18 protein-coding genes and 1 pseudogene are annotated in these 18,843 nt (G+C 53.4%); 4 read left to right on the top strand and 15 right to left on the bottom strand.

The annotated features are described in order from the left end of the window. Positions 1-1,926: a M13 family metallopeptidase gene (locus tag WC772_00990; protein ID MFA6169332.1), complete on the bottom strand. Its 1,926-nt coding sequence runs from the start codon at positions 1,924-1,926 to the stop codon at positions 1-3. A 145-nt stretch (positions 1,927-2,071) separates the two neighbouring features. Here WC772_00990 and WC772_00985 point away from each other — a divergent pair, with 145 nt between their 5' ends. Both WC772_00985 and WC772_00980 read left to right on the top strand, forming a co-directional pair. Continuing rightward, positions 2,072-2,707, top strand: coding sequence for a GGDEF domain-containing protein (locus WC772_00985; GenBank protein ID MFA6169331.1), 636 nt, complete (start codon positions 2,072-2,074; stop codon positions 2,705-2,707). Between the two features lie 55 nt (positions 2,708-2,762). Beyond that, positions 2,763-2,981 (top strand): hypothetical protein, encoded by a 219-nt coding sequence (locus WC772_00980; protein ID MFA6169330.1) that lies wholly within the window; start codon positions 2,763-2,765, stop codon positions 2,979-2,981. Here the strand turns inward: WC772_00980 and WC772_00975 are convergent. Beyond that, positions 2,978-3,874, bottom strand: coding sequence for a cation diffusion facilitator family transporter (locus tag WC772_00975; GenBank protein MFA6169329.1), 897 nt, complete (start codon positions 3,872-3,874; stop codon positions 2,978-2,980). The two genes, WC772_00980 and WC772_00975, sit on opposite strands and share 4 nt — an antisense overlap. Further along, positions 3,871-5,040, bottom strand: coding sequence for an MFS transporter (locus tag WC772_00970; protein MFA6169328.1), 1,170 nt, complete (start codon positions 5,038-5,040; stop codon positions 3,871-3,873). Before WC772_00970 ends, WC772_00975 begins: the two co-directional genes overlap by 4 nt. A 116-nt stretch (positions 5,041-5,156) precedes the next feature. Between WC772_00970 and WC772_00965 the strand changes: the two genes are divergently transcribed. Together WC772_00965 and WC772_00960 are read left to right on the top strand one after the other, a co-directional pair. Then, positions 5,157-5,639, top strand: a complete 483-nt coding sequence (locus WC772_00965) for a TlpA disulfide reductase family protein (GenBank protein MFA6169327.1) — start codon at positions 5,157-5,159, stop codon at positions 5,637-5,639. After that, positions 5,624-5,977 (top strand): response regulator, encoded by a 354-nt coding sequence (locus tag WC772_00960; protein MFA6169326.1) that lies wholly within the window; start codon positions 5,624-5,626, stop codon positions 5,975-5,977. Before WC772_00965 ends, WC772_00960 begins: the two co-directional genes overlap by 16 nt. Here WC772_00960 and WC772_00955 read toward each other — a convergent pair whose 3' ends face one another. The 12 genes and pseudogenes from WC772_00955 to WC772_00900 all read right to left on the bottom strand — a co-directional run bounded on the left by WC772_00955 (position 5,978) and on the right by WC772_00900 (position 18,584). Then, on the bottom strand, positions 5,978-7,171 hold the full coding sequence (locus WC772_00955; protein MFA6169325.1) for an ABC transporter permease: 1,194 nt from the start codon (positions 7,169-7,171) through the stop codon (positions 5,978-5,980). After that, positions 7,168-7,485, bottom strand: coding sequence for an FtsX-like permease family protein (locus WC772_00950; protein MFA6169324.1), 318 nt, complete (start codon positions 7,483-7,485; stop codon positions 7,168-7,170). The genes WC772_00955 and WC772_00950 overlap by 4 nt, the downstream gene beginning before the upstream one ends. Before the next feature lie 168 nt (positions 7,486-7,653). Next, positions 7,654-8,364 (bottom strand): annotated as a pseudogene (locus WC772_00945) (ABC transporter permease). Next, positions 8,361-9,002: an ABC transporter ATP-binding protein gene (locus WC772_00940; GenBank protein MFA6169323.1), complete on the bottom strand. Its 642-nt coding sequence runs from the start codon at positions 9,000-9,002 to the stop codon at positions 8,361-8,363. The pseudogene WC772_00945 and the gene WC772_00940 overlap by 4 nt, the downstream one beginning before the upstream one ends. A 40-nt stretch (positions 9,003-9,042) precedes the next feature. Then, a complete protein-coding gene (locus tag WC772_00935; GenBank protein ID MFA6169322.1) occupies positions 9,043-10,020 on the bottom strand; it encodes an efflux RND transporter periplasmic adaptor subunit in 978 nt (325 codons plus the stop codon). Further along, positions 10,017-11,342: a TolC family protein gene (locus WC772_00930; GenBank protein MFA6169321.1), complete on the bottom strand. Its 1,326-nt coding sequence runs from the start codon at positions 11,340-11,342 to the stop codon at positions 10,017-10,019. The genes WC772_00935 and WC772_00930 overlap by 4 nt, the downstream gene beginning before the upstream one ends. A 37-nt stretch (positions 11,343-11,379) precedes the next feature. Further along, the gene (locus WC772_00925) at positions 11,380-12,504 is read right to left on the bottom strand and encodes an ABC transporter permease (GenBank protein MFA6169320.1); all 1,125 of its coding nucleotides are present in this window, start codon (positions 12,502-12,504) and stop codon (positions 11,380-11,382) included. Continuing rightward, positions 12,504-13,637, bottom strand: a complete 1,134-nt coding sequence (locus tag WC772_00920; protein ID MFA6169319.1) for an ABC transporter permease — start codon at positions 13,635-13,637, stop codon at positions 12,504-12,506. The genes WC772_00925 and WC772_00920 overlap by 1 nt, the downstream gene beginning before the upstream one ends. Continuing rightward, positions 13,634-14,587 (bottom strand): ABC transporter ATP-binding protein, encoded by a 954-nt coding sequence (locus WC772_00915; GenBank protein ID MFA6169318.1) that lies wholly within the window; start codon positions 14,585-14,587, stop codon positions 13,634-13,636. The genes WC772_00920 and WC772_00915 overlap by 4 nt, the downstream gene beginning before the upstream one ends. Next, entirely contained in the window at positions 14,584-15,309 is a 726-nt protein-coding gene (locus WC772_00910) for an ABC transporter ATP-binding protein (GenBank protein ID MFA6169317.1), read from the bottom strand. The genes WC772_00915 and WC772_00910 overlap by 4 nt, the downstream gene beginning before the upstream one ends. Next, the gene (locus WC772_00905; protein ID MFA6169316.1) at positions 15,294-16,082 is read right to left on the bottom strand and encodes an efflux RND transporter periplasmic adaptor subunit; all 789 of its coding nucleotides are present in this window, start codon (positions 16,080-16,082) and stop codon (positions 15,294-15,296) included. The genes WC772_00910 and WC772_00905 overlap by 16 nt, the downstream gene beginning before the upstream one ends. A gap of 63 nt (positions 16,083-16,145) precedes the next feature. Beyond that, positions 16,146-18,584 (bottom strand): homocysteine S-methyltransferase family protein, encoded by a 2,439-nt coding sequence (locus tag WC772_00900; protein MFA6169315.1) that lies wholly within the window; start codon positions 18,582-18,584, stop codon positions 16,146-16,148. Between the last annotated feature and the right edge of the window lie 259 nt (positions 18,585-18,843).

The raw sequence follows: 18,843 nt of genomic DNA, 5'->3' as shown, positions 1-18,843 counted from the left end.
CTACCAAACCTTGGCCCGTTTCGCTTCCGGACGGAACATCGCTTCATTCGAGGCGATATTGAAGGCGGCGTAGAATTCTGGGAGATTGCTTAAGGGGCCGTTGACCCGGTATTTCGCCGGGGCATGGGGATCGACCTTCACTAAAAGCTTGGCCCGCTCGTCGCGCATATTGGTCTTCCAGACCTCGGCATATGACAAGAAAAAGCGCCGTTCCGGGGTCAGACCGTCGAGGAGCGGTTGTTTTTTCTTCCCTAAAGCAAACTGGAGGGCATCATGGGAAATGCTCACCCCGCCAAGGTCAGCTATATTCTCACCTAAAGTCAGCTCCCCGTTGAGCGGCATTCCGGGGAATTGTTCAAAAGCTTCGGCCTGCTCGACAACCGCCTTCGCCTTGGCCTTAAAATTAACCTCGTCCTGCTTGGTCCACCAATCCTTCAGGTTCCCCCGCTTATCAAACTTCCTCCCCTGGTCGTCAAAGCCGTGGGTCATTTCGTGGGCGATCACCATCCCGATCGCACCGTAATTGACCGGATCGTCGGCCGCGGCGTTAAAGAACGGGGGTTGGAGGATCCCGGCCGGGAAAAGCATCTCGTTACGAGTTGGCATGTAACCGGCATTAACGATCTGGACCGGCATCCCCCACTCGTTGCGGTCAACCTTCTTCCCCACCTTATTCAGCTCGTAATGAAAATCGAAATAATTTCCCCGGAAAACATTGGCCAGGTATTCTCCCCGCTCAACTTTAAACTTGTATTCCCGCCATTTCCCCGGATAGCCGATCTTAAAGGTCATCGCCGCCAACTTCTTAAAGGCCTCTTTTTTAGTTTTATCGGTCATCCAATCGAGAGCCGCCAGCCGTTTCTTAAAAGCGGCCCGGATGTTGCGCACCATCTCTCCCGCCCGGCTCTTAGCCTGGGGAGAAAACCGCTCTTTCACAAACAAGCGGCCAACCGCCTGATCGAGATAGGCGTTGACCGTCCCCACCACCCGTTTCCAGCGGGGCATCAGGACCTTGTTGCCGTTCAGGGTCCGGCCGTAAAAGTTAAACTCTTCATTAACAAATGCCGAGCTCAAGAACTCGGCGTTATCGTTGACCAGGGTGAAGGTTAAATAGGTCCGCCAGTCGGCAATCGTGACCGTCGCCATAAGCTGATTGAGCCCGGCAAAAAATTCCGGCTGGCCGACATTGATCTTCCCCGGTTTTTTCAGGCCGATCGTCTGAAAATAGAGGGGCCAATCGAACTTATTAGCGAGCTTCGCCAGGGTCTTTAACGAGAGCGGGTTGTAGTTTTTCCGGGGATCGCGGAGGGCGACTTTATCACGGGAGATCTTCGCCAAACCGGTTTCGATCTTCAAGACCACCTTGGCTTTCGCCTCTGCCTCCGCCTTTACCGCTCCCATTAACATAAACATCTTAGTCACGTACTGCTGGTATTTGGCCCGAATTTCTTTCGAGTATTTATCATCTTTGAGGTAGTAGTCCCGGTCAGGGAGATTGAGTCCTCCTTGGTATAATTCGGCAATATTGAGATCGCTATTGGCATAATCGGGACCAACAAAGATATGGAAGAGCGGATCGGCGCTGTACTGGTGGAGATGCGCCACCGCCAGAGTTAATCCCTTCAGATCATTGATCGCTTCGATCCGGGCGAGTTCATCGGCCAGCGGCTTGATCCCCGCCTTTTCGATCTTTTTCTCGTCCATCCCGCTGGCGTAGAAATCGCCGACTTGTCCTTTGCCCGTCTCCATAATCTCCCGCAGGGTTATAAGGTTCTCTTCTCCCAGGATGACAAAGCTCCCCCAACTGCTGTACTCGGCCGGGATCGGGTTGTTTTTCTGCCAGTTGCCGATGGCATAGCGATAAAAATCGGCCCCCGGTTTAACGGAGGTGTCGAGGTTATTAAGATCGAGAGCTTTATTATTCATAGCGCATCCGCATAGGAGGGCCAGGCAAAACCCGGCGACCATCACCTTTCTCATTTCCCTGATTATAGCACGCTGAAATTGTAAATAATAAGGTGAAATTCAGCGAATTAATCGCGGAAAACAAGGCAGAGCATGGAGAGCAAAAGTGAAAACTAGTCTGACCCCAAGATCATTTCTCGGTCTGGCCGTTGAAAACGTCTATTTACGAAAAACGGTCCGGTTTTTAACAGAGAAGGTCAAGACTTTGTCCAAACTTGTCAAGACCGACCAGTTAACGGGGATTTTGAACCGATTTGGTTTGGAAGATGAATTTGACCGCATGCTTTCCGGGGCGTTGCGCTACGGACGACATTTAACCATCGCCGAATTCGACATCGACCATTTCAAGACGGTCAATGACACCTACGGACATTTAGCCGGCGACGTGGTGCTAAAACGGGTCGCGCAAATAATAAAAAGCAATTTAAGGAACACCGATATCGTCGCCCGCTCCGGCGGAGAAGAATTCTTCGTCTTTCTGGATGAAACTCCTTATCAAGACGCCCCTATTCCGCTCGAAAGGATAAGGCAAAAAATCGCGGCGGAAAAATTTTCGATCGGCGGCAGAGTTTTCAGCGTTACGATCAGCGGCGGCTATGCCGCTTACACTCCTGACGTCAAACCTAATTTTTTGTCGCCGGAAGCAAAATCAGGCCTGCAAAAGCTGCTTTACGAAAAAGCGGATAGCGCTCTCTATGAAGCGAAAAATTCCGGTCGCGACCGAATTCGCGGCCGGCAATAAAAAAAGTGAAATTTCGGCTGAAAGTTAACGATATATATATGGAAGAGGAATAGTTATGAACATTAACAATGCTGCCAATAAATTAAATGGATTGCAAAACCGGGTCGCTCAAGCCCTCGGTAAATCGACCCGGGAGCAGAACGCCTCGGCATTACTCGATACCGAACGGACGCTGAACACCAGCTTCAATCTTTCCGCCCAGATCCTGGCCATCATCAAGAAGGCCGAAAAAGAAATGACCAATATCGGCCGGACAGTCGACGCCGTCGTCTAATGATGGTGGCGCCCCGCCCCTTCGCCTGCTCTCTCCATTATGCAAAACAACTCATCACCGCACGATTGGCATTCGGTCTGAAAGGTCGAGTGGCTGATCTCATATTTATCTTTAAGCATATGCTCCACTTCATGGATGATCTGGGGAGCCTTTTTGACCGCTTTCGGTTCGATCTCCAGATGGGCCGAGATCGCATTCAACCCCGAAGAAATGGTCCAAATATGAAGATCGTGCAACCCTTTGATCCCCTTGACCCGGCTAATCGCTTTCGCCACCAGGTGGGGGTCGACCCCTTTGGGGGCCGACTCCAGTAAAATATTGACCGAATCGATCACCAGCCGGATCGCCCCATAAAGGACGACGCAAGCGATCAAGATCCCAAGGAGCGGATCGACAAACAGCCACCCGGTAAAAGCGATCAGCAGGCCGCCCCCAACCACCGCGACCGAAGAAAGAGCGTCCGAAATAACGTGCAGCAAAGCGCCTCTGACATTCAGATTGTGTCCCGACCCCGACAGGATCAAAGCCGAGGCCAGGTTTGCAACCAGCCCGATCGCCGCCACGACCATCATTAAAGTGCTGTTGACCGGCTCCGGCGCCGTAAACCGGCCGATCGCCTGGTAGAAAATAAAACCGGCGAGGACGATCAATAAGGTCCCGTTAAGTAAAGCCGAGAGGATCTCGACCCGGTAATAGCCGAAGGTCCGCTCTTTATCGGCCGCGCGCCCGGCGATCAGCGCCGCCAGCAGGGAAAAGACCAGGACCATCGAATCGGTCAGCATATGGCCGGCATCGGAGATCAAGGCGAGACTATTGGCCAGGTAGCCGCCAATAAATTCGGCCAACATTATCATAACCGTAATTGCCAGCGCGATCATCAACCGATTGGTCATTTGACTCCTTTTAAGATCGGCAACGAAACAACAAACAAGGCGCAAGCAAGGAGCGCCATTACCGCGCCGTAATAAAAAGGACCGGCCGGACCGTACGTTCCCCATAACCAACCAGCCGCCAAACTGGCAAAGAGGACCGCCACGCCGGTCACGGTATAATAAAGACCAATTGCCGTCCCGACTTGGTCCTTGGGCGCCAAATCGGCAATATAGGCTTTGCTGACCCCTTCAGTAAAAGCAATATAAAAACCATAAACCGCGAAAAGGACCCAAACGGAAACCGCCGAAGTGGTCAGGGCAAAACCGGCATAAACCAGCGCGAAGATAAAAAATCCGGCAAAAATGACTTTCCGGTAACCGATCTTATCGGCCATTAAACCGGCCGGGTATGACAGCCCGGCGTAAGTTACATTGTATATGACATAAGCAAAAACCACCAAAAAAGTCGATAACCCCAGGTCTTTGGACCGCAGGATCAGAAAAACATCGGAGCTGTTCCCCAAGGAAAAAATCAGGCTGATCAGTAAGAACCAATTATATCTCGCCCCAAAATCCCGCCAGCCGACCTTGAGCCGTTCTTTTGGCGGGGTCGGCTTTCTGACCTCTTTAACGAAAAGTTGGAGAATTATGACCCCGATCAAAGCGGGAATAAAAGAGATCACAAAGATCAGCCGGAAGCGGTCATGAAAGAGCGCCATTAACCCCATCGCCAATAACGGTCCGCCAACCGCGCCCAAGGTATCCATCGCCCGGTGAAAGCCAAAGACCGCCCCCCGACTTCCCGGCTCGGTCGAATCGGCGATCAGGGCGTCGCGGGCCGCGACCCGAATCCCCTTGCCGAAGCGGTCGATAAAGCGGGCCAGAAGGACCATCGGCCAGGCATAAGCCAGAGCCAGAAAAAGCTTGGAGATAGTAGAAAAAGAATAGCCGAAAACAGTCAACGGTTTGCGCTTGCCGATCAGATCGGAAAACCAACCGGAAAAGACCTTGAGCAGGCTGGCGGTCGATTCCGCCACTCCTTCGATCAAACCAATGACCGCCATCGGCGCCCCCAAGACGGCGGTCAGGAAGATCGGAACGATCGGATAGATCATTTCCGAAGCGATATCATTAAAAAGACTGACAAATCCGAGCCAGACCACGTTCGCCGGAATTTTGGCTTTCATATTAGATTATTTTAAATCAAAGATGCTTCTTAGTACAGCAATTATTTGCGCGACTTAATCCGCCTAGGCGGACGGTTAAGTTGACTTTCCCCCCTAGGGGTATATAATTTATTGGCATGAGAAAAACGCTTATTTTGATAGTCGCATTGTTGCTTGCGGCCGGTGCCGCTAAAGCTGACCTGGCGGTCAGCGTCGGAACCGATCTCCCGGCCCTGGAGCTCCCGAATATCGAAGGGAAGGTCACCAGCCTGCAGGAAGTCCAGAAACACAAAAAGACGGTCGTTGTTTTCTTTACCAGCTGGAGCAAATCAAGCCAGAACAACCTCGGTTTTCTCCAAGACCTTAAAAACAAAGGACAAACAGCCGAGATCGTCGGCATTTCCTTCGACAAGAAAGCCAAAGACGTCAAGACCTTTCTTAGCGACAATAAGATTACCTTTCCAGTCTTTGTCGACAAAAAACTTTCCGCGATCAATAAATTCCAGCTCCTGGTCATCCCGACGACCTTCTGCGTTAATTCCAGCGGGGTGATCGAAAAGATCTTCGTCGATTACGATGATAACGTCAGGAAAGCGCTTGCCGAATGGCTAAAATCCTAATCGCCGACGACCAAGAGAGCATGCGCCACATTATCGCCGACCTGCTGAAACCGGCCGGCCACTCGCTAACCGCCGCTGAAGACGGCGTCCAAGCCCTGGAAGCGCTGAAGATCGAACCTTACGACCTCGTGATTGCCGACATCAACATGCCGGGGATGGATGGGCTGGAATTTCTGCGCCACGTCCGGATGAATTACCCCACCAAAGTCGTTTTCATTACCGGGATGGAAGAAGAGACCGTAAAGCTGGGGATCGAGGGTTTCCACCTGGACGGCTTGATCCTGAAACCGTTCCGACCGGAACAGGCCCTGGCGATCATCAACCAGGCGCTTAGTTAATTATTCATAACGAAGAGCGATGACCGGATCAAGCGCCGCCGCCCGCATCGCCGGATAGACCCCGAAAAAGATCCCGACCGCCGCGGAAACGACCGTCGCCAAGATAACCGCCCACCAGGCAATGACCAGCACCCCTTTAATGGCGAACATTATCAAGAAAGCTCCGCCCAAGCCAAGTAAGATCCCTAAGACCCCGCCGATCAAAGCGATCATCATCGATTCCACCAGAAATTGCAGGACAATATCGCGGCTCTTGGCGCCGATTGCTTTGCGAACCCCGATCTCTCTGACCCGTTCGTTGACCGCCACCAGCATGATGTTCATAATCCCGATCCCGCCGACCAAAAGCGAGATCGCCGCGATCCCGGCCACGAACCCGGTCAAGACGCCAAGAATGTTATTGACGATATCAAGGATTCCCTTTTGGGTGATAAAACGGAAGTCGTCATTTCCCAGTCGGCGCTCCATCAGGATTTGGACTTTGGCTTTGACCTCGTCCATCCTGGCCACGTCCTTGGGAAAAATATTCATTCTCATGATGTTGCTCGTCCCCATCATATTCTGGGCGGTCGTGATCGGAATGATCACCCGGGCGTCCATATCGAAAACGCCGATGCTCCCTTTAGGCTCCGCCAACCCGATAATCAGATAGTTTGTCCCCCGGATTTTTATTTTTTCGCCGAGCGGGCTGATCTCACCGAAAATATCTTTGGCAATTTTCGGGCCGATAATCGCCACCTTTTTTCGCGCTTCAACGTCAGCCTCATTAAAGAAATGGCCGGACGATAAACCCCATCCCATTAACATCATGTTATTGGCGGTCGTCCCGATGATCACCGGGGCTTTATACTTTTTCTTGCCATAATACAGATCGCCGCTCCCGGGATTTAAAGCGACGATATCCCTGACCTCGGGGATCCGGGATTTGATCAAGTTGATGTCGGCATAGACGAACTTCGGATTGGGAGGGACCGAATTATCTTTCCCCGCGATCATGATAAAAGAATCGTAACCGGCCCCCAGGCTCTGCACCTGGTCGGTCACATATTTCTTCGCCCCTTCGCCGATCGTCACCAGCGTGATCACCGAAAAGATCCCGATGATCACGCCAAGCATCGTCAGGATCGAACGGACCTTATTGGAAACCAGCGAGCGAAAGGCCTGCTTTAAACTCTCCCAGAGAAAGAAGATCATACTTCAAACCTCAAGGCTTCGACCGGGTCAAGCCTTGAGGCCCGAACCGCCGGATAAACCCCGAAAAAGAGGCCAACCAAAAGGGCAACCAGACAGGCAATGGCCGCCGCGTTATAGGCGATAACCGCCTCGAGCTTCAGGGCGCTCATTATCCCCCAGGAAGCCAAAGTCCCCAGGGTTATCCCTAACAACGCCCCGCTTAAAGTGATCAGGATCGATTCCATGACAAACTGCAGGAAAATATCCCGCCGTTTGGCGCCGATCGCTTTCCTGATCCCGATCTCCCGGGTCCGCTCGGTCACCGCCACCAGCATGATATTCATGATCCCGATCCCGCCGACTAAAAGGGAGATCGCCGCGATCGCGCTGACGATCCCGGTCAGAGCGTTAAGAATATTGGTGGTGATGTCGATCAAGCCGGCTTGAGTATGCATGTGAAAATCGATCTTCCGATGCCGGGCCAGAAGCAGTTTTTCGATCTCCGCCATCACTTCCGGAACGTCTTTATCTTCGTTGGTCGTGATCATCATTTCCCAAATCTTGCTGGTCCCAAGGGTCAGCTCCGCCAGCGAAGAAGGGATCAACACCATATCGTCCATGTCATAAGTTAACATCGCCCCTTTTTCTTCCAGCACCCCGATGACGATATAGCCGACGCCGTTGATCTTGATCTTCTCGCCGATCGGGGAAAAATTACCAAATAAATTGCGGACAACGGTTTTACCGATCACCGCCACTCTTTTACGGCCGTTATCTTCCGCTAAAGAAAAAAAGCGCCCTTCGACCGCTTTTTGTTTGTAAGCAAAGGGATAATCTTGGGAAACCCCCAGGGTATAGCCCGGGGTGTACTCCTTATTCCCGTATTTTAGACGGCCCCGACCGACGATTTCCGGCATCAAATATTGGATCTTTTTGACCCGGTCCCGGATCGCGATCATATCACCGTAGGTTAAGGTCAGCTCCGGAACGGCGGTCCCGGAACCTTCGCCTGGTTGTAAGGTAATGCTATTGGATCCAACTCCCCAGCCGCTGATCTGGTTAAGAACATAGCTCTTGGCTCCTTCGCCCATCGAAACCAGGGTAATGACCGCCGCGACTCCGATAACCACACCCATTGTCGTCAGGATAGTTCGAAGTTTATTGGAAAGAAGCGATTGGCTGGCAAGTTTGAACGGCTCGATCAAATTGATCATCGGACTGTTTCGTCGGCCACGACCAAGCCGTCTTTTAAACGGATGATCCTTTTGCTGAAGTTCGCGATATCCTGATCATGGGTCACCATGATCAAAGTGATCCCTTTATTGTTCAATTCCTTAAACAGATGAATAATTTCTTCGCCGCTTTTGGAATCAAGATTGCCGGTCGGCTCGTCCGCCATGATGATCGAGGGATTGTTGGCCAGCGCCCGGGCGATCGCCACCCGCTGGCTCTGCCCCCCCGACATTTCCGGAGGCCGATGGAAAGCTCGCTCCTTAAGCCCGACCATCTCTAAAAGTTCCAAAGCTCTTTCCCGCCGCTCATCAGGCTTTAGACCGGCATAGATCAGCGGCAATTCCACGTTCTCGACCGCGTTCAGTTTAGGGAGGAGGTTAAAAGTTTGAAAGACAAAGCCAACCTTCTTGTTGCGGATCTCGGCTAGGCTGTTGTCATCAAGCTTATTAATATCGATATCATCTAAAAGAACTCTGCCGGTCGTCGGCCGGTCAAGACAGCCGACAATGTGCATCATCGTCGACTTGCCGCAGCCGGACGGTCCCATAATCGAAAGAAACTCCCCTCTCTTTACCACCAGGCTGATACCCTGCAGGGCCCGGACCTCGACCTTCCCCATCAGATAGGTTTTGGTGACGTTATTTATCGTGACGACCGCGTCATTGTTCAATCTTAACCCTGCCTTTGTTTTTCAACTTGGCTACGTTGGTAATCGCAACCTTGTCCCCCGCCAGAACGCCGCTGATCGCTTCGACGCTGGTATAGGAACGGAGGCCGATCACGATCTTGTTCTCGTAAGTTCGGTTATTTTTGACCGTAAAAACATACTGCGCGTCATCACGGCTAAGCAACGCTTCGCGCGGCACGACAACCGCCGAACTTTTGGCCCGGGTCACGATCTCAACGTTAACGGTCATATTGGCCTTAAGCTCTTCGTGGCCGTTCAGGAACTTGATCTTGCAGGGAAAGACATAAGACTCTTCGTCCATTTTGATCCGGCCGCCGACCCGGCGCAGTTCGGCCAAAGGAGCGATCCAGTAGATCTCCCCCAGAAAATTTCTGGCGGCGTAGACATCGGAAAAGATCTTGACCTGATCGCCGATCTTAACGTTGGCGATATCGATCTCGTCAATCTGGGCCTCAACCCAGGAATTATCGTAATTGACGACGACAATCGCCGGCTGTCCCGGAACGACCGTTTCCCCCTCCCGATAATCGATCTTGGCCACGACCCCCTTGTTCGGCGCGACGATCCGCGAAGCGTCGAACATTGTTTTGGCGGCATCGTAAGCCTGTTTGCTGGCCGCCCCGTCTTTGTAAAGCTGGCGGGTCCGCTCAAAATCGTTCCGGGCCTGCTCGTAACTGTCGAATTCGGCCAACAACTGGCCTTTGTTCACGCGATCCCCCTCTTTAACCTTTAAGTTTGAGAGCTTCCCCCCGATTTTTGTTCCCAGCTCATAGATCGGCGCGTCAACCGTTCCGCTGGCCGCGATGATCTCTTCGATCGAAGTCAGGGCGACCGGCGCGGCCTTGACGGAAACAACATCGCGGTTCAGCCAGTTAGCGGCGACTCGCCAGCCGATCAAAACGACGATCACGATCAGGATCAACCATAACCAACGGCGGTTTTTTTTCATAGCACAACCTCTCTTCCGACTATTTTATTTAGTTTAGCTTTCGCGATCTCCAGGTCGAATAAGGATTGAAGATGATTGATCTTCGCCTGGGTCAGGGCAACTTGAGCGTCGAGAACTTCGATATTCGTCCCGACCCCGGAATTATAGCGGGAGGCCGAAACTTTGTAGCTTTCCGCCGCGGAAGTGACCGCCTTTTCGGCCGAATTGATAATTTCCAGGGCGCTCTTAATGGTCAAATAAATATCGCGGACTTCCAGGGCGAGCCCGCTCCTGAACTGATCTTCATTGGCGGTCTGGACCTCGAGATTGGCGCCGTTTTCCTTGATCCGGTTCTCCCGGCCGAAACCGTCAAAAAGGGCCCAGGAACCGACCCCGGCAACCGACCAGGAATTGACCGAAGAATTATAACCCGGGTATTCCATCCCCCGGTTACCGATCTGGCCGACCAGAAAAATGGTCGGGTAGTATTCAACTTGCGAGATCCGCAAAGTTTCTTCCACGATCTTTTTGTTCAACTGGAACTGGCGCCACTCCGGCCGGTTAGCCAGCGCCAGCTTAAAAAGGTCCTGGTATTCAGGAAGCGCAGCGATCGCGCCCGACAATGACCCGTCTTCCAGCGCGACAGTCTGCTCCAAATCGCGGCCAAGAGCGTTGTTGAAAGCGTCTTTGGCCAGTTCCAGGCCGTTTTTTGCTTTAGTCAGGCTGACGTCGGTATTAGCGAGTTGGACCTCGCCCCGCAGCAGATCGGCCCGGGTGGCGACCCCGGCCGAAAACATCGCCTTGACCTGATTAAGATGGGACTGCGCCATCTCTTTTGACTCCTGCGAAAGTTTTACGAACTTTTCGGCTTTCAAAACACCGAAATAGGATTGCGTGACGTTGAACGCCGACTCCAGCTGGACTTTTTTCAATTCCTCATCGGCCAACTCAACCCCTTTCCGGGCCAAACTCAAACCCGGCCAGAGAGCGGCGACAAAAAGCGGCTGGTTAAGCGAAGCGGTCCAGCTGTTCGAAGTAACGGTCGAATCGGTGCCGGAAGTGAACGACTGCGTTACCGAACCCGTTGAGGTTGGGACGGTGAACTGGATAAGCGACGGCTGGGTATATGATTTACTGTAATTGGCGTCTAATTTAATGGTCGGCAAAAAAGCGCCGGTCGCCTGGCCGAGCTTAGCGCCGGCCGCCGCTTGTTTCTTTTGGGCGGCGATAACCGTTGGATTGTTCCTGTTCGCCAGGTCGAGGCTCTCTTTCAGGGTCAAGCCCTGCGCCGCCAGGACAAGAACCAGGACAAGAACGAAAGAAGATCCGATTGTCTTTCTCATAATATCATTATTTTACAATATTGACCGTTAAATGCAATTATTCTATCTTTTTTTTGAAGCGGACGATGCTTAAGCCGAGAATGACCACGGCAAAGACAAAGAGCGGCCAAACATCATTCCACAAATATGAAAAGCCGACTCCTTTCAGAAATAACCCGCGAACGATCTCCAGAAAATATCTTAACGGAACCAGATAAGTTATCGCCTGGACGACCGGCGGCATATTAGCGATCGGGAAAACGAACCCGGACAGAATGAATTGCGGCGCCATGACGGAAGTAATGGTCATCATCGCCTGGCGCTGGGTCTGGGAAACGGTGGAAATAAAAACCCCAAGCCCCAGGTTGGTCGCCATGAACAAGGTCGCCAGAGCAAAGAGAAGCCAAACGCTCCCTTTCAACATAATGCCGAACCAGAGAGTCACGACCAGGAAGACCAGTAAAATATCGAGGAAAGAAACGATCGCGAACGGCAGGATCTTGCCAAGGATCAATTCATAGGAGCGGAGCGGCGTGACCGCCAGCATCTCCATCGTTCCGTGCTCCTTTTCCTTAACGATCGAATTGGAAGTCAGGATCATGCTGATCATCATCAGGACCAGCGCGAACAAGGCCGGGACCATGTAATTCCGGCTTTTCAGCTCCGGGTTGTACCAGATCCTTTGGTTCAAGTCGACCGGCTCGAGATCGCCGGGCGACAGACCGTAACGCCGGCCCAGAATCGCGGCGACGTTGTTAAAATTGATCTGGCCGATGTACCCCTGAATGACCGCGGCGGTCGAAGAGTTCGAGCCGTCGAGAACGGCCTGGACGGCCGCCGTCTCTCCCCGGACCACCTTCCGGCCGAAACCGGGCGGCACGCGCAGGGCAAGTTTGACGCGCCCGTCATCAAGCAGCGAAACCATCGTCCGCTGATCATCGACGTAATAATTCAGGTCGAAATAACCGGAGTTCTTATAGCTGTCGAGATATTGCCGGCTGTAGACGGAGCGGTCCTCGTCAAAGACCGCGGTCGAGATATGCTTGATGTCGAGCGAAGCGATGTAGCCGAAAACGGTCAGCTGGACGAGCGGGGACATGACGGCGACAAAAAGCATGCGCGGATCCCGCAGCAGCTGGATAAATTCTTTTTTGATGAAATGGAACAAACGGCCGTCGAACATCATTCAATCCTCTTTTTAAAAAGCCGGACACTGATAAACATAAAAACGAACGAAAGAACGGCCAGCCCCAAAAGGTCGGGCCAAAAAGAGCTTATCCCGACCCCTTTAAGGAAAAGATCGCGCAGGATGCGCAAATAGTACCGGGCCGGTATCAGGTACGATATCCCCTGAAGAAGCCAGGGCATATTTTCAATTGGAAAAATAAAACCGGACAGGAGCAGCGACGGAAGCATCGTCGCGAAAGTCGCGACCTGCATCGCCTCCTGGCTGGTCTTGGCGATCGTCGAGACCATGACGCCAATCGCCATGGCGCCGACCAGAAAAATGAAGGAACTGACGATCAACAGAAAAAAATCGCCTTTGAGCGGGACTTTGAACCAAAAGACCCCGAGGGCGGTGATCATCATGATATCAAAAAAAGCGATGACGACGTAAGGGATGACTTTACCCAGCATCAGTTCGTTTTTCCGGACCGGACTGACCACCAACCCTTCCAGCGTCCCCTGTTCTTTTTCGGAAACAATGGTCAAAGAGGTCAGGATCGCCGCCATTTGCATTAAAATGATACAGATCAGGCCGGGGAGATAAAAATTGAGGCTGCGCAATGTTTCGTTGTACCAGATCCGCGAGACCAGCTCGATCGGCTGGGCAAGCCGCCCCCTTATCCCCCGCTTGATCAGGATCGGAGCGATCAAGCCCTGGGAATACTCCAGCGCGATCCCGTTGACGTAACCGATCGCCGACGAGGCCCAGGTCGGGTCGGCCCCGTCGACCAAGACCTGAAGTTCGGCCTTTTCCCCCGCCTGGACTTTGGCCCCGAACCGGGGCGGGATATTAATGATGACTTTGGTTTGCCCCCGATCCAGGCGGTCGCCGAACTGTCCGGCCGAGGTCAAATATTCTTCAATATTGAAATAGCCGCTGTTGGCGAAACGGGCGATAAAATCGCGGCTGACCGGGGTCCGGTCCTGGTCGAAGACCGCCGTCGGAATGTTCTTAACGTCAAAGGAGACCGCGTAGCTGTAGAGGAAAAGCAGAACGACCGGCATAAAAAACGTGATCGCCAGCGAACGCGGATCGCGGATCAGGTGCCGGAACTCCTTTTTCATGATCGGCAGCAATCGTTTGATCATTGCCCGGCCCCCCGCGCTTTATTTCTGGCCTGCTCTTCGACCATAAAAACAAAGACATCTTCCAAGGACGGGATGATCTTCTCGATCCGCCGGACCTCGATCTTATTTTTAACCAAAACTTCACGCAATTCGGCCCCCTGGCTCTCTTTTTCCACCACGACGTGGAGAAAAAGTCCGTAGAGGGTCAGGTCGAGGATTATCGGCCGCCCCCTTATGACCTCCAACCCCGCCATGACGTCGTCGCACTCGATCTCCAGGAGCACCCCTTTCATCGCCGTGCTCTTCAGCTTCGCCGGCGTATCGCAGGCGATGATCCGACCATCGCTGATCAAAGCGATCCGATCGCAGCGTTCCGCTTCGTCCATGTAATGGGTGGTGACCAGCGTCGTCACTCCTTGAGCGGAAAGATTATCAATAATATTCCAAAACTTGCGCCGGGAAAGCGGATCGACGCCGGCGGTCGGTTCGTCGAGAAAAACGATCCTCGGCTCATGGATCAGGGCGCACCCCAGCGCCAAATGTTGTTTAATGGAGGTGGCCAGATTCGCGGTCAAAACTCGTTCTTTGCCGATCAGTTCGGCCTGTTCGACAATCGACCGCTTCTTGGCCGCCCGGGTCTCTTTTTTAGTCTGATAGATCCCGGCGTAAAAATCGATGTTCTCGCCGACCGTCAGGTCATCGTAAAGGGAAAACTTCTGCGACATATAGCCAATATTTTCCTTGATCTTTTCCCCCTGCCGCCGGATATCCAGCCCCCCAACCAACCCCTCCCCCCCGGTCGGCGTCACCAAGCCGCAAAGCATCCGGATCGTCGTCGTCTTACCGGCGCCGTTCGGCCCAAGGAAGCCGAAAATTTCGCCTTTCTTAACGTCAAAGTTGATGGTGTCGACCGCTGTAAAAGAACCGAATCTTTTGCTTAGCCCCTTGACTTCGATCGCCGGGCCGCTCATTTCGCGGCCCCCTCAACCAGATTGATAAAAGCCTCTTCCAAAGTCTTGGCCCCGGCCCGGCGCTTAACTTCCGCCGGGGTGTCGCAGACCAGCAGCCGCCCTTCCCGGATGAGGCCGACCCGATTACAGCGTTCCGCCTCGTCCATGTAAGGAGTCGAAACTATAATGGTCACGCCGCTCAAGCCGTAAAGGATCCGCCAGAACTCCCGCCGGGAGATTGGATCGACCCCGGTCGTCGGTTCATCAAGGAAGAGAACTTCCGGCGTGTGGATCAGGTTGCAAGCCAGGCCCAGCTTCTTTTGCATCCCGCCGGACAACTGGCCCCCGCGCCGTTTGATGAACGGCGCCAGGTTGGTAAATTCCAGCAATCGTTTTTTGCGGGGCAGAAGCTCGCTTTTTTTCACCTGGTAGATCTCGGCGTAAAAATCGATGTTCTCATCAACCGTTAAATCGGGGTAAAGGCTGAAACGCTGGGGCATGTAACCGATCTTATCGCGGATCCGCTCTTCGTCGGTCTTCACGTTAAGGCCGAGGATCAGCGCCTCGCCATCCGACTGCTCCATGGCGGTCGAGAGCATCCGCAAAGTGGTGGTCTTGCCGGCCCCGTCGGGACCGACCAAGCCGAAAATCTCGCCGGAGCGAACCTGCAGATCAAGGCTTGAAACCGCGGTCAGCCCGTTGAATTTTTTTGTCAGGCCGCTGGTCGTTATCGCGAAGTCCATGGAAACTCGGCGTCCGCCGGCATCCCGGGCTTAAGTTTAAGTTCCGGGTTGGGGATCTCGATCCTGATCGCGAAGACCTGGGTCGTCCGCTCCTCTTTGGTCTGGATCGATTTAGGGGTAAATTCAGCCCGGTCCGAGATATAAACGACCCGACCGGCAAAGATTGCGCCGGGAAAAGAATCGACCGATATTTTCACTTCTTCGCCCAAATTAACCTGACCGATGTTTTGTTCCGGCAAGTAAACGGTCAGTTTGACTTTAGTCAGGTCGGCCAGGGTGGCGATCGGCGAACCGATCGTCGCCAGTTCTCCCCGCTCGATCGCTTTGACCAGGACGATTCCGGAGATCGGCGCGGTGATGGTGGTATTCTCAACTTGGAGCCTGGCTATTTCCAACGCGGCAGCGGCGATATCAAGGGAGGACCCGGCCCCTTCGTACTGCTGTTGGCTGATCATCCGATCGCGGTAGAGCTGTTGGCTGCGATCTAAATCATCTTTGGCGATCTTGTAGCGGGCCTGGGCGCTTTTTAGGGCTTCCCCCAATTCTTCGGCTTCGATCGAAGCCAGAACATCCCCCTCGTTGACGGTCAACCCTTCGTCGACCAGGATCACGGAAACTTTTCCGGTCACTTTACTGCTGACCGTCACTTCGGTCCCTTCGATCGTGCCGGAGGCGGTCAACTTCCCGTTGTGCTTCTGCTGGTAAAAATACCAGCCGAAAGCGGCGCCAACAAGCAGGACCGTGATCAAAACGAGGATCTTGAACCTGTCCATTATGTCCCTCCCGTTTGAACGGCCTAATTTTACCAATTGCTAACTAAGATGTCTAACGACTAATTAACCGATCTTTTTGATCAATCTTTTCGCCAAGTCAACCGCCCCGACCGCGTCGGCGCTGTAGAAGGCCCCGATCTCTTCGGCATAATCGTCGGTCACGACCGCCCCGCCAACCATGATCGGAATATCAAGCCCGGCTTTTTTCAGCTCTTTGCCGACCTGCTCCATCTCGACCATCGTCGTCGTCAGAAGAGCGGAAAGACAGATGGCGTTTGGCTTTTCCCGTTTTGCGGTGATCAGGATCGTCTCGGACGGAACATCTTTCCCCAAATCCAGGACTTCAAACCCGTGGTTCTCCAGCATCATTTTGACGATGTTTTTGCCGATATCGTGGACATCCCCCTTGACCGTCGCCAAAATAACCTTGCCGACCTTCCTGACTTCCCCCGCCGGGATCCGTTCCTTGCAGATCGCGAAACCGGCCTTCATCGCTTCGGCCGAAGCCATGACTTGCGGCAGAAAGATTTTCTTGGCCGAGAAGTCTTTCCCGACCTTTTCCATCCCTTTGACCAGCGCCTGATCGATGATCTTTTGCGGCGCTTCGCCTTTAGCCAGCAGTTTTGCGGTCAGATCGACAACTATCTCGTTGTCCCCTTCGATCACCGCCGCTTCGATCCCGCCGAGCGTTTCCGGATACTGCTTAACCGCGCTGGCGCTCGTATCCCGCTGTTCCGCTTCCCCCTTCTCCTCCGCCGCTCGCTTAAATTCCTCAAGCAACTTAACCTCGGCCTCCGCCTTAGCCTTCCCTTTTATCTTGGCGGCAAATTCAATCGCCTCTTTCGTCGCCGGATCGGTAATATCGACGATCCCGGCATCAAGGCCATTAAGCAGGCAGAGTTTCAAATAGAGATTATTAAGTTTAGAGCGGTTCGGCATCCCATGCGAAACATTGCTCACCCCCAGGATCGTCCTGACGCCAAACTTCTCTTTAACGATCGGGATAGCGGCCAAAGTGTCCAACGCTCCTTTGATCCCGACCCCGACCGTCATCGCCAGATTATCAATAAAGACCTGATCGCGCGGGATCCCGGCCGCGTCGGTCGCTTTGATAATCTTCCCGGCGATCGCCACTTTCTGGTCGACGGTTTCCGGTATCCCCTGGTCGTCGAGGACCAGGCCGATCAGCGCGGCGCCGTATTTTTTCGCCAGCGGAATAATTGTTTTCAGGCTTTCTTCTTTACCATTAACTGAATTGACCAACCCCCGGCCGCAAAAGGCTTTCAGCCCGGCTTCCAGCGCCGCCGGATTGGGGCTGTCGATCGACAAAGGCTGCTGCGAAGCGGTCGACGCGATGATCACCGCCTGTTTCATCGCGGCGACATCGTCGATCTTAGCGACCGAAACGTTGACGTCAAGCAGAGTCGCCCCATGTTTGGTCTGGTTCTCCGCTTCCGCCCGAACAATTTTAAATTTACCCGCCTTGAGCTCTTCCCGGAAGAGTTTCCGTCCGGTCGGATTGATCTTCTCCCCGACGGCGATAAAACCGTCCGGCGCGATCATCTTGGTCCGGCTGGAAAAACGAACAGCCCTCACCCCGTCGCTACGCTCCACCCCTCTCCCAGAGGGAGAGGGGTCGGGGGTGAGGGCCGTCTTCAACGCTTTTATGTGCCTAGGGTTCGTGCCGCAACAACCACCGACGATACTAATGCCGAGTTTGAAGGCTTTCGTCAGATGTTTGGCAAATTCTTCCGGGGTCATCTTGTAGACCGCTTTACCGTTCTCCAAGACCGGCATTCCGGCGTTCGGCATGATCATGACCGGCAGGTTGGTCACTTTCAACAATCTCTCGGCAACTTTGAGCAGTCCTTCCGGACCGGCCGAACAGTTGGCGGAAAGGATATCGGCCCCAAGAGCTTGCAGGACAACGGCCGCCGCCTCGGGCGTCGTGCCAGAGACCGTCGTCTCCCCTTCGTCGTAAGTCATGCTGGCGATGATCGGCAGGCTAGTCACGCTTTTGGCCGCGATCACCCCGGCGCGCATCTCCTGCAGGTCGGAGATCGTCTCCAGGCAAATAAGGTCAGCTCCGGCCTCGGCCAGCGCTTTGGCCTGCTCGGCAAAGGTTTCAACCGCCTGGTCAAAAGTCAGCCCTCCCATCGGTTCCAAAAGTTGGCCGATCGGCCCAATCGAACCGCAAACAAAACCATTTTCTCCAATTGCCCGTCTGGCCAGTTTGACCGCCGCTTCATTGATCTCTTTTACTTTATCGGCTAAACCATACTCGGCCAGTTTGATCCGGTTGGCGCCAAAGGTGTTCGTTTCGAGAATGTCGGCCCCCGCCTCGGCGTAAGCTTTATGGACGGCATAAACCGCTTCCGGGTTTTTCAGGTTTTGGGCGTCAAAGCAATCGTCCGGCCGGATCCCCCGCTCCATCAGCTGGGTCCCCATGGCGCCGTCGATGACTAGAATCCGCTTCTTCAACTCGGTTAAAAATTTGTTCATTATTGAAATTATAACATGAAAAAATAGCCGAAAAAGTGAAATCAACCAGTACAGCCAACGATAAATAAGAGCAGTGATAAATTCTATGAATATCCAAATTATCTACAGGAAAGGTTACGGATCGCAGCAGACATTACATCCCCAGTGGCAACACGACCGGCTCCCGGCTTGCCGCGGATATGAGCTGGGAGTCATCCATTGGGACCGCTCGAATCGGGTTGTCCGGGCCTCTGATCAGGATGAATCAGCGCGCATCACT

Source organism: Candidatus Margulisiibacteriota bacterium (assembly GCA_041661965.1).
In the GTDB taxonomy this organism is placed as follows: Bacteria; Margulisbacteria; WOR-1; order O2-12-FULL-45-9; family XYB2-FULL-48-7; genus XYB2-FULL-45-9.
The sequence above is the reverse complement of the archived record's forward strand: the minus strand, read 5'-3'. Positions and strand labels throughout refer to the sequence as shown.

Bases quoted from the DNA above. Each gene is read 5' to 3' on its own strand.
- WC772_00905 (MFA6169316.1), bottom strand. From the start codon at position 16,082: ATGGACAGGTTCAAGATCCTCGTTTTGATCACGGTCCTGCTTGTTGGC.
- WC772_00990 (MFA6169332.1), bottom strand. From the start codon at position 1,926: ATGAATAATAAAGCTCTCGATCTTAATAACCTCGACACCTCCGTTAAA.
- WC772_00915 (MFA6169318.1), bottom strand. From the start codon at position 14,587: ATGAGCGGCCCGGCGATCGAAGTCAAGGGGCTAAGCAAAAGATTCGGT.
- WC772_00975 (MFA6169329.1), bottom strand. From the start codon at position 3,874: ATGACCAATCGGTTGATGATCGCGCTGGCAATTACGGTTATGATAATG.
- WC772_00920 (MFA6169319.1), bottom strand. From the start codon at position 13,637: ATGATCAAACGATTGCTGCCGATCATGAAAAAGGAGTTCCGGCACCTG.
- WC772_00950 (MFA6169324.1), bottom strand. From the start codon at position 7,485: ATGCTGGTGGCGGTGACCGAGCGGACCCGGGAGATCGGGATCAGGAAA.
- WC772_00910 (MFA6169317.1), bottom strand. From the start codon at position 15,309: ATGGACTTCGCGATAACGACCAGCGGCCTGACAAAAAAATTCAACGGG.
- WC772_00900 (MFA6169315.1), bottom strand. From the start codon at position 18,584: ATGAACAAATTTTTAACCGAGTTGAAGAAGCGGATTCTAGTCATCGAC.
- WC772_00960 (MFA6169326.1), top strand. From the start codon at position 5,624: ATGGCTAAAATCCTAATCGCCGACGACCAAGAGAGCATGCGCCACATT.
- WC772_00925 (MFA6169320.1), bottom strand. From the start codon at position 12,504: ATGTTCGACGGCCGTTTGTTCCATTTCATCAAAAAAGAATTTATCCAG.
- WC772_00980 (MFA6169330.1), top strand. From the start codon at position 2,763: ATGAACATTAACAATGCTGCCAATAAATTAAATGGATTGCAAAACCGG.
- WC772_00935 (MFA6169322.1), bottom strand. From the start codon at position 10,020: ATGAAAAAAAACCGCCGTTGGTTATGGTTGATCCTGATCGTGATCGTC.
- WC772_00955 (MFA6169325.1), bottom strand. From the start codon at position 7,171: ATGATCTTCTTTCTCTGGGAGAGTTTAAAGCAGGCCTTTCGCTCGCTG.
- WC772_00930 (MFA6169321.1), bottom strand. From the start codon at position 11,342: ATGAGAAAGACAATCGGATCTTCTTTCGTTCTTGTCCTGGTTCTTGTC.
- WC772_00970 (MFA6169328.1), bottom strand. From the start codon at position 5,040: ATGAAAGCCAAAATTCCGGCGAACGTGGTCTGGCTCGGATTTGTCAGT.
- WC772_00965 (MFA6169327.1), top strand. From the start codon at position 5,157: ATGAGAAAAACGCTTATTTTGATAGTCGCATTGTTGCTTGCGGCCGGT.
- WC772_00940 (MFA6169323.1), bottom strand. From the start codon at position 9,002: ATGGGGAAGGTCGAGGTCCGGGCCCTGCAGGGTATCAGCCTGGTGGTA.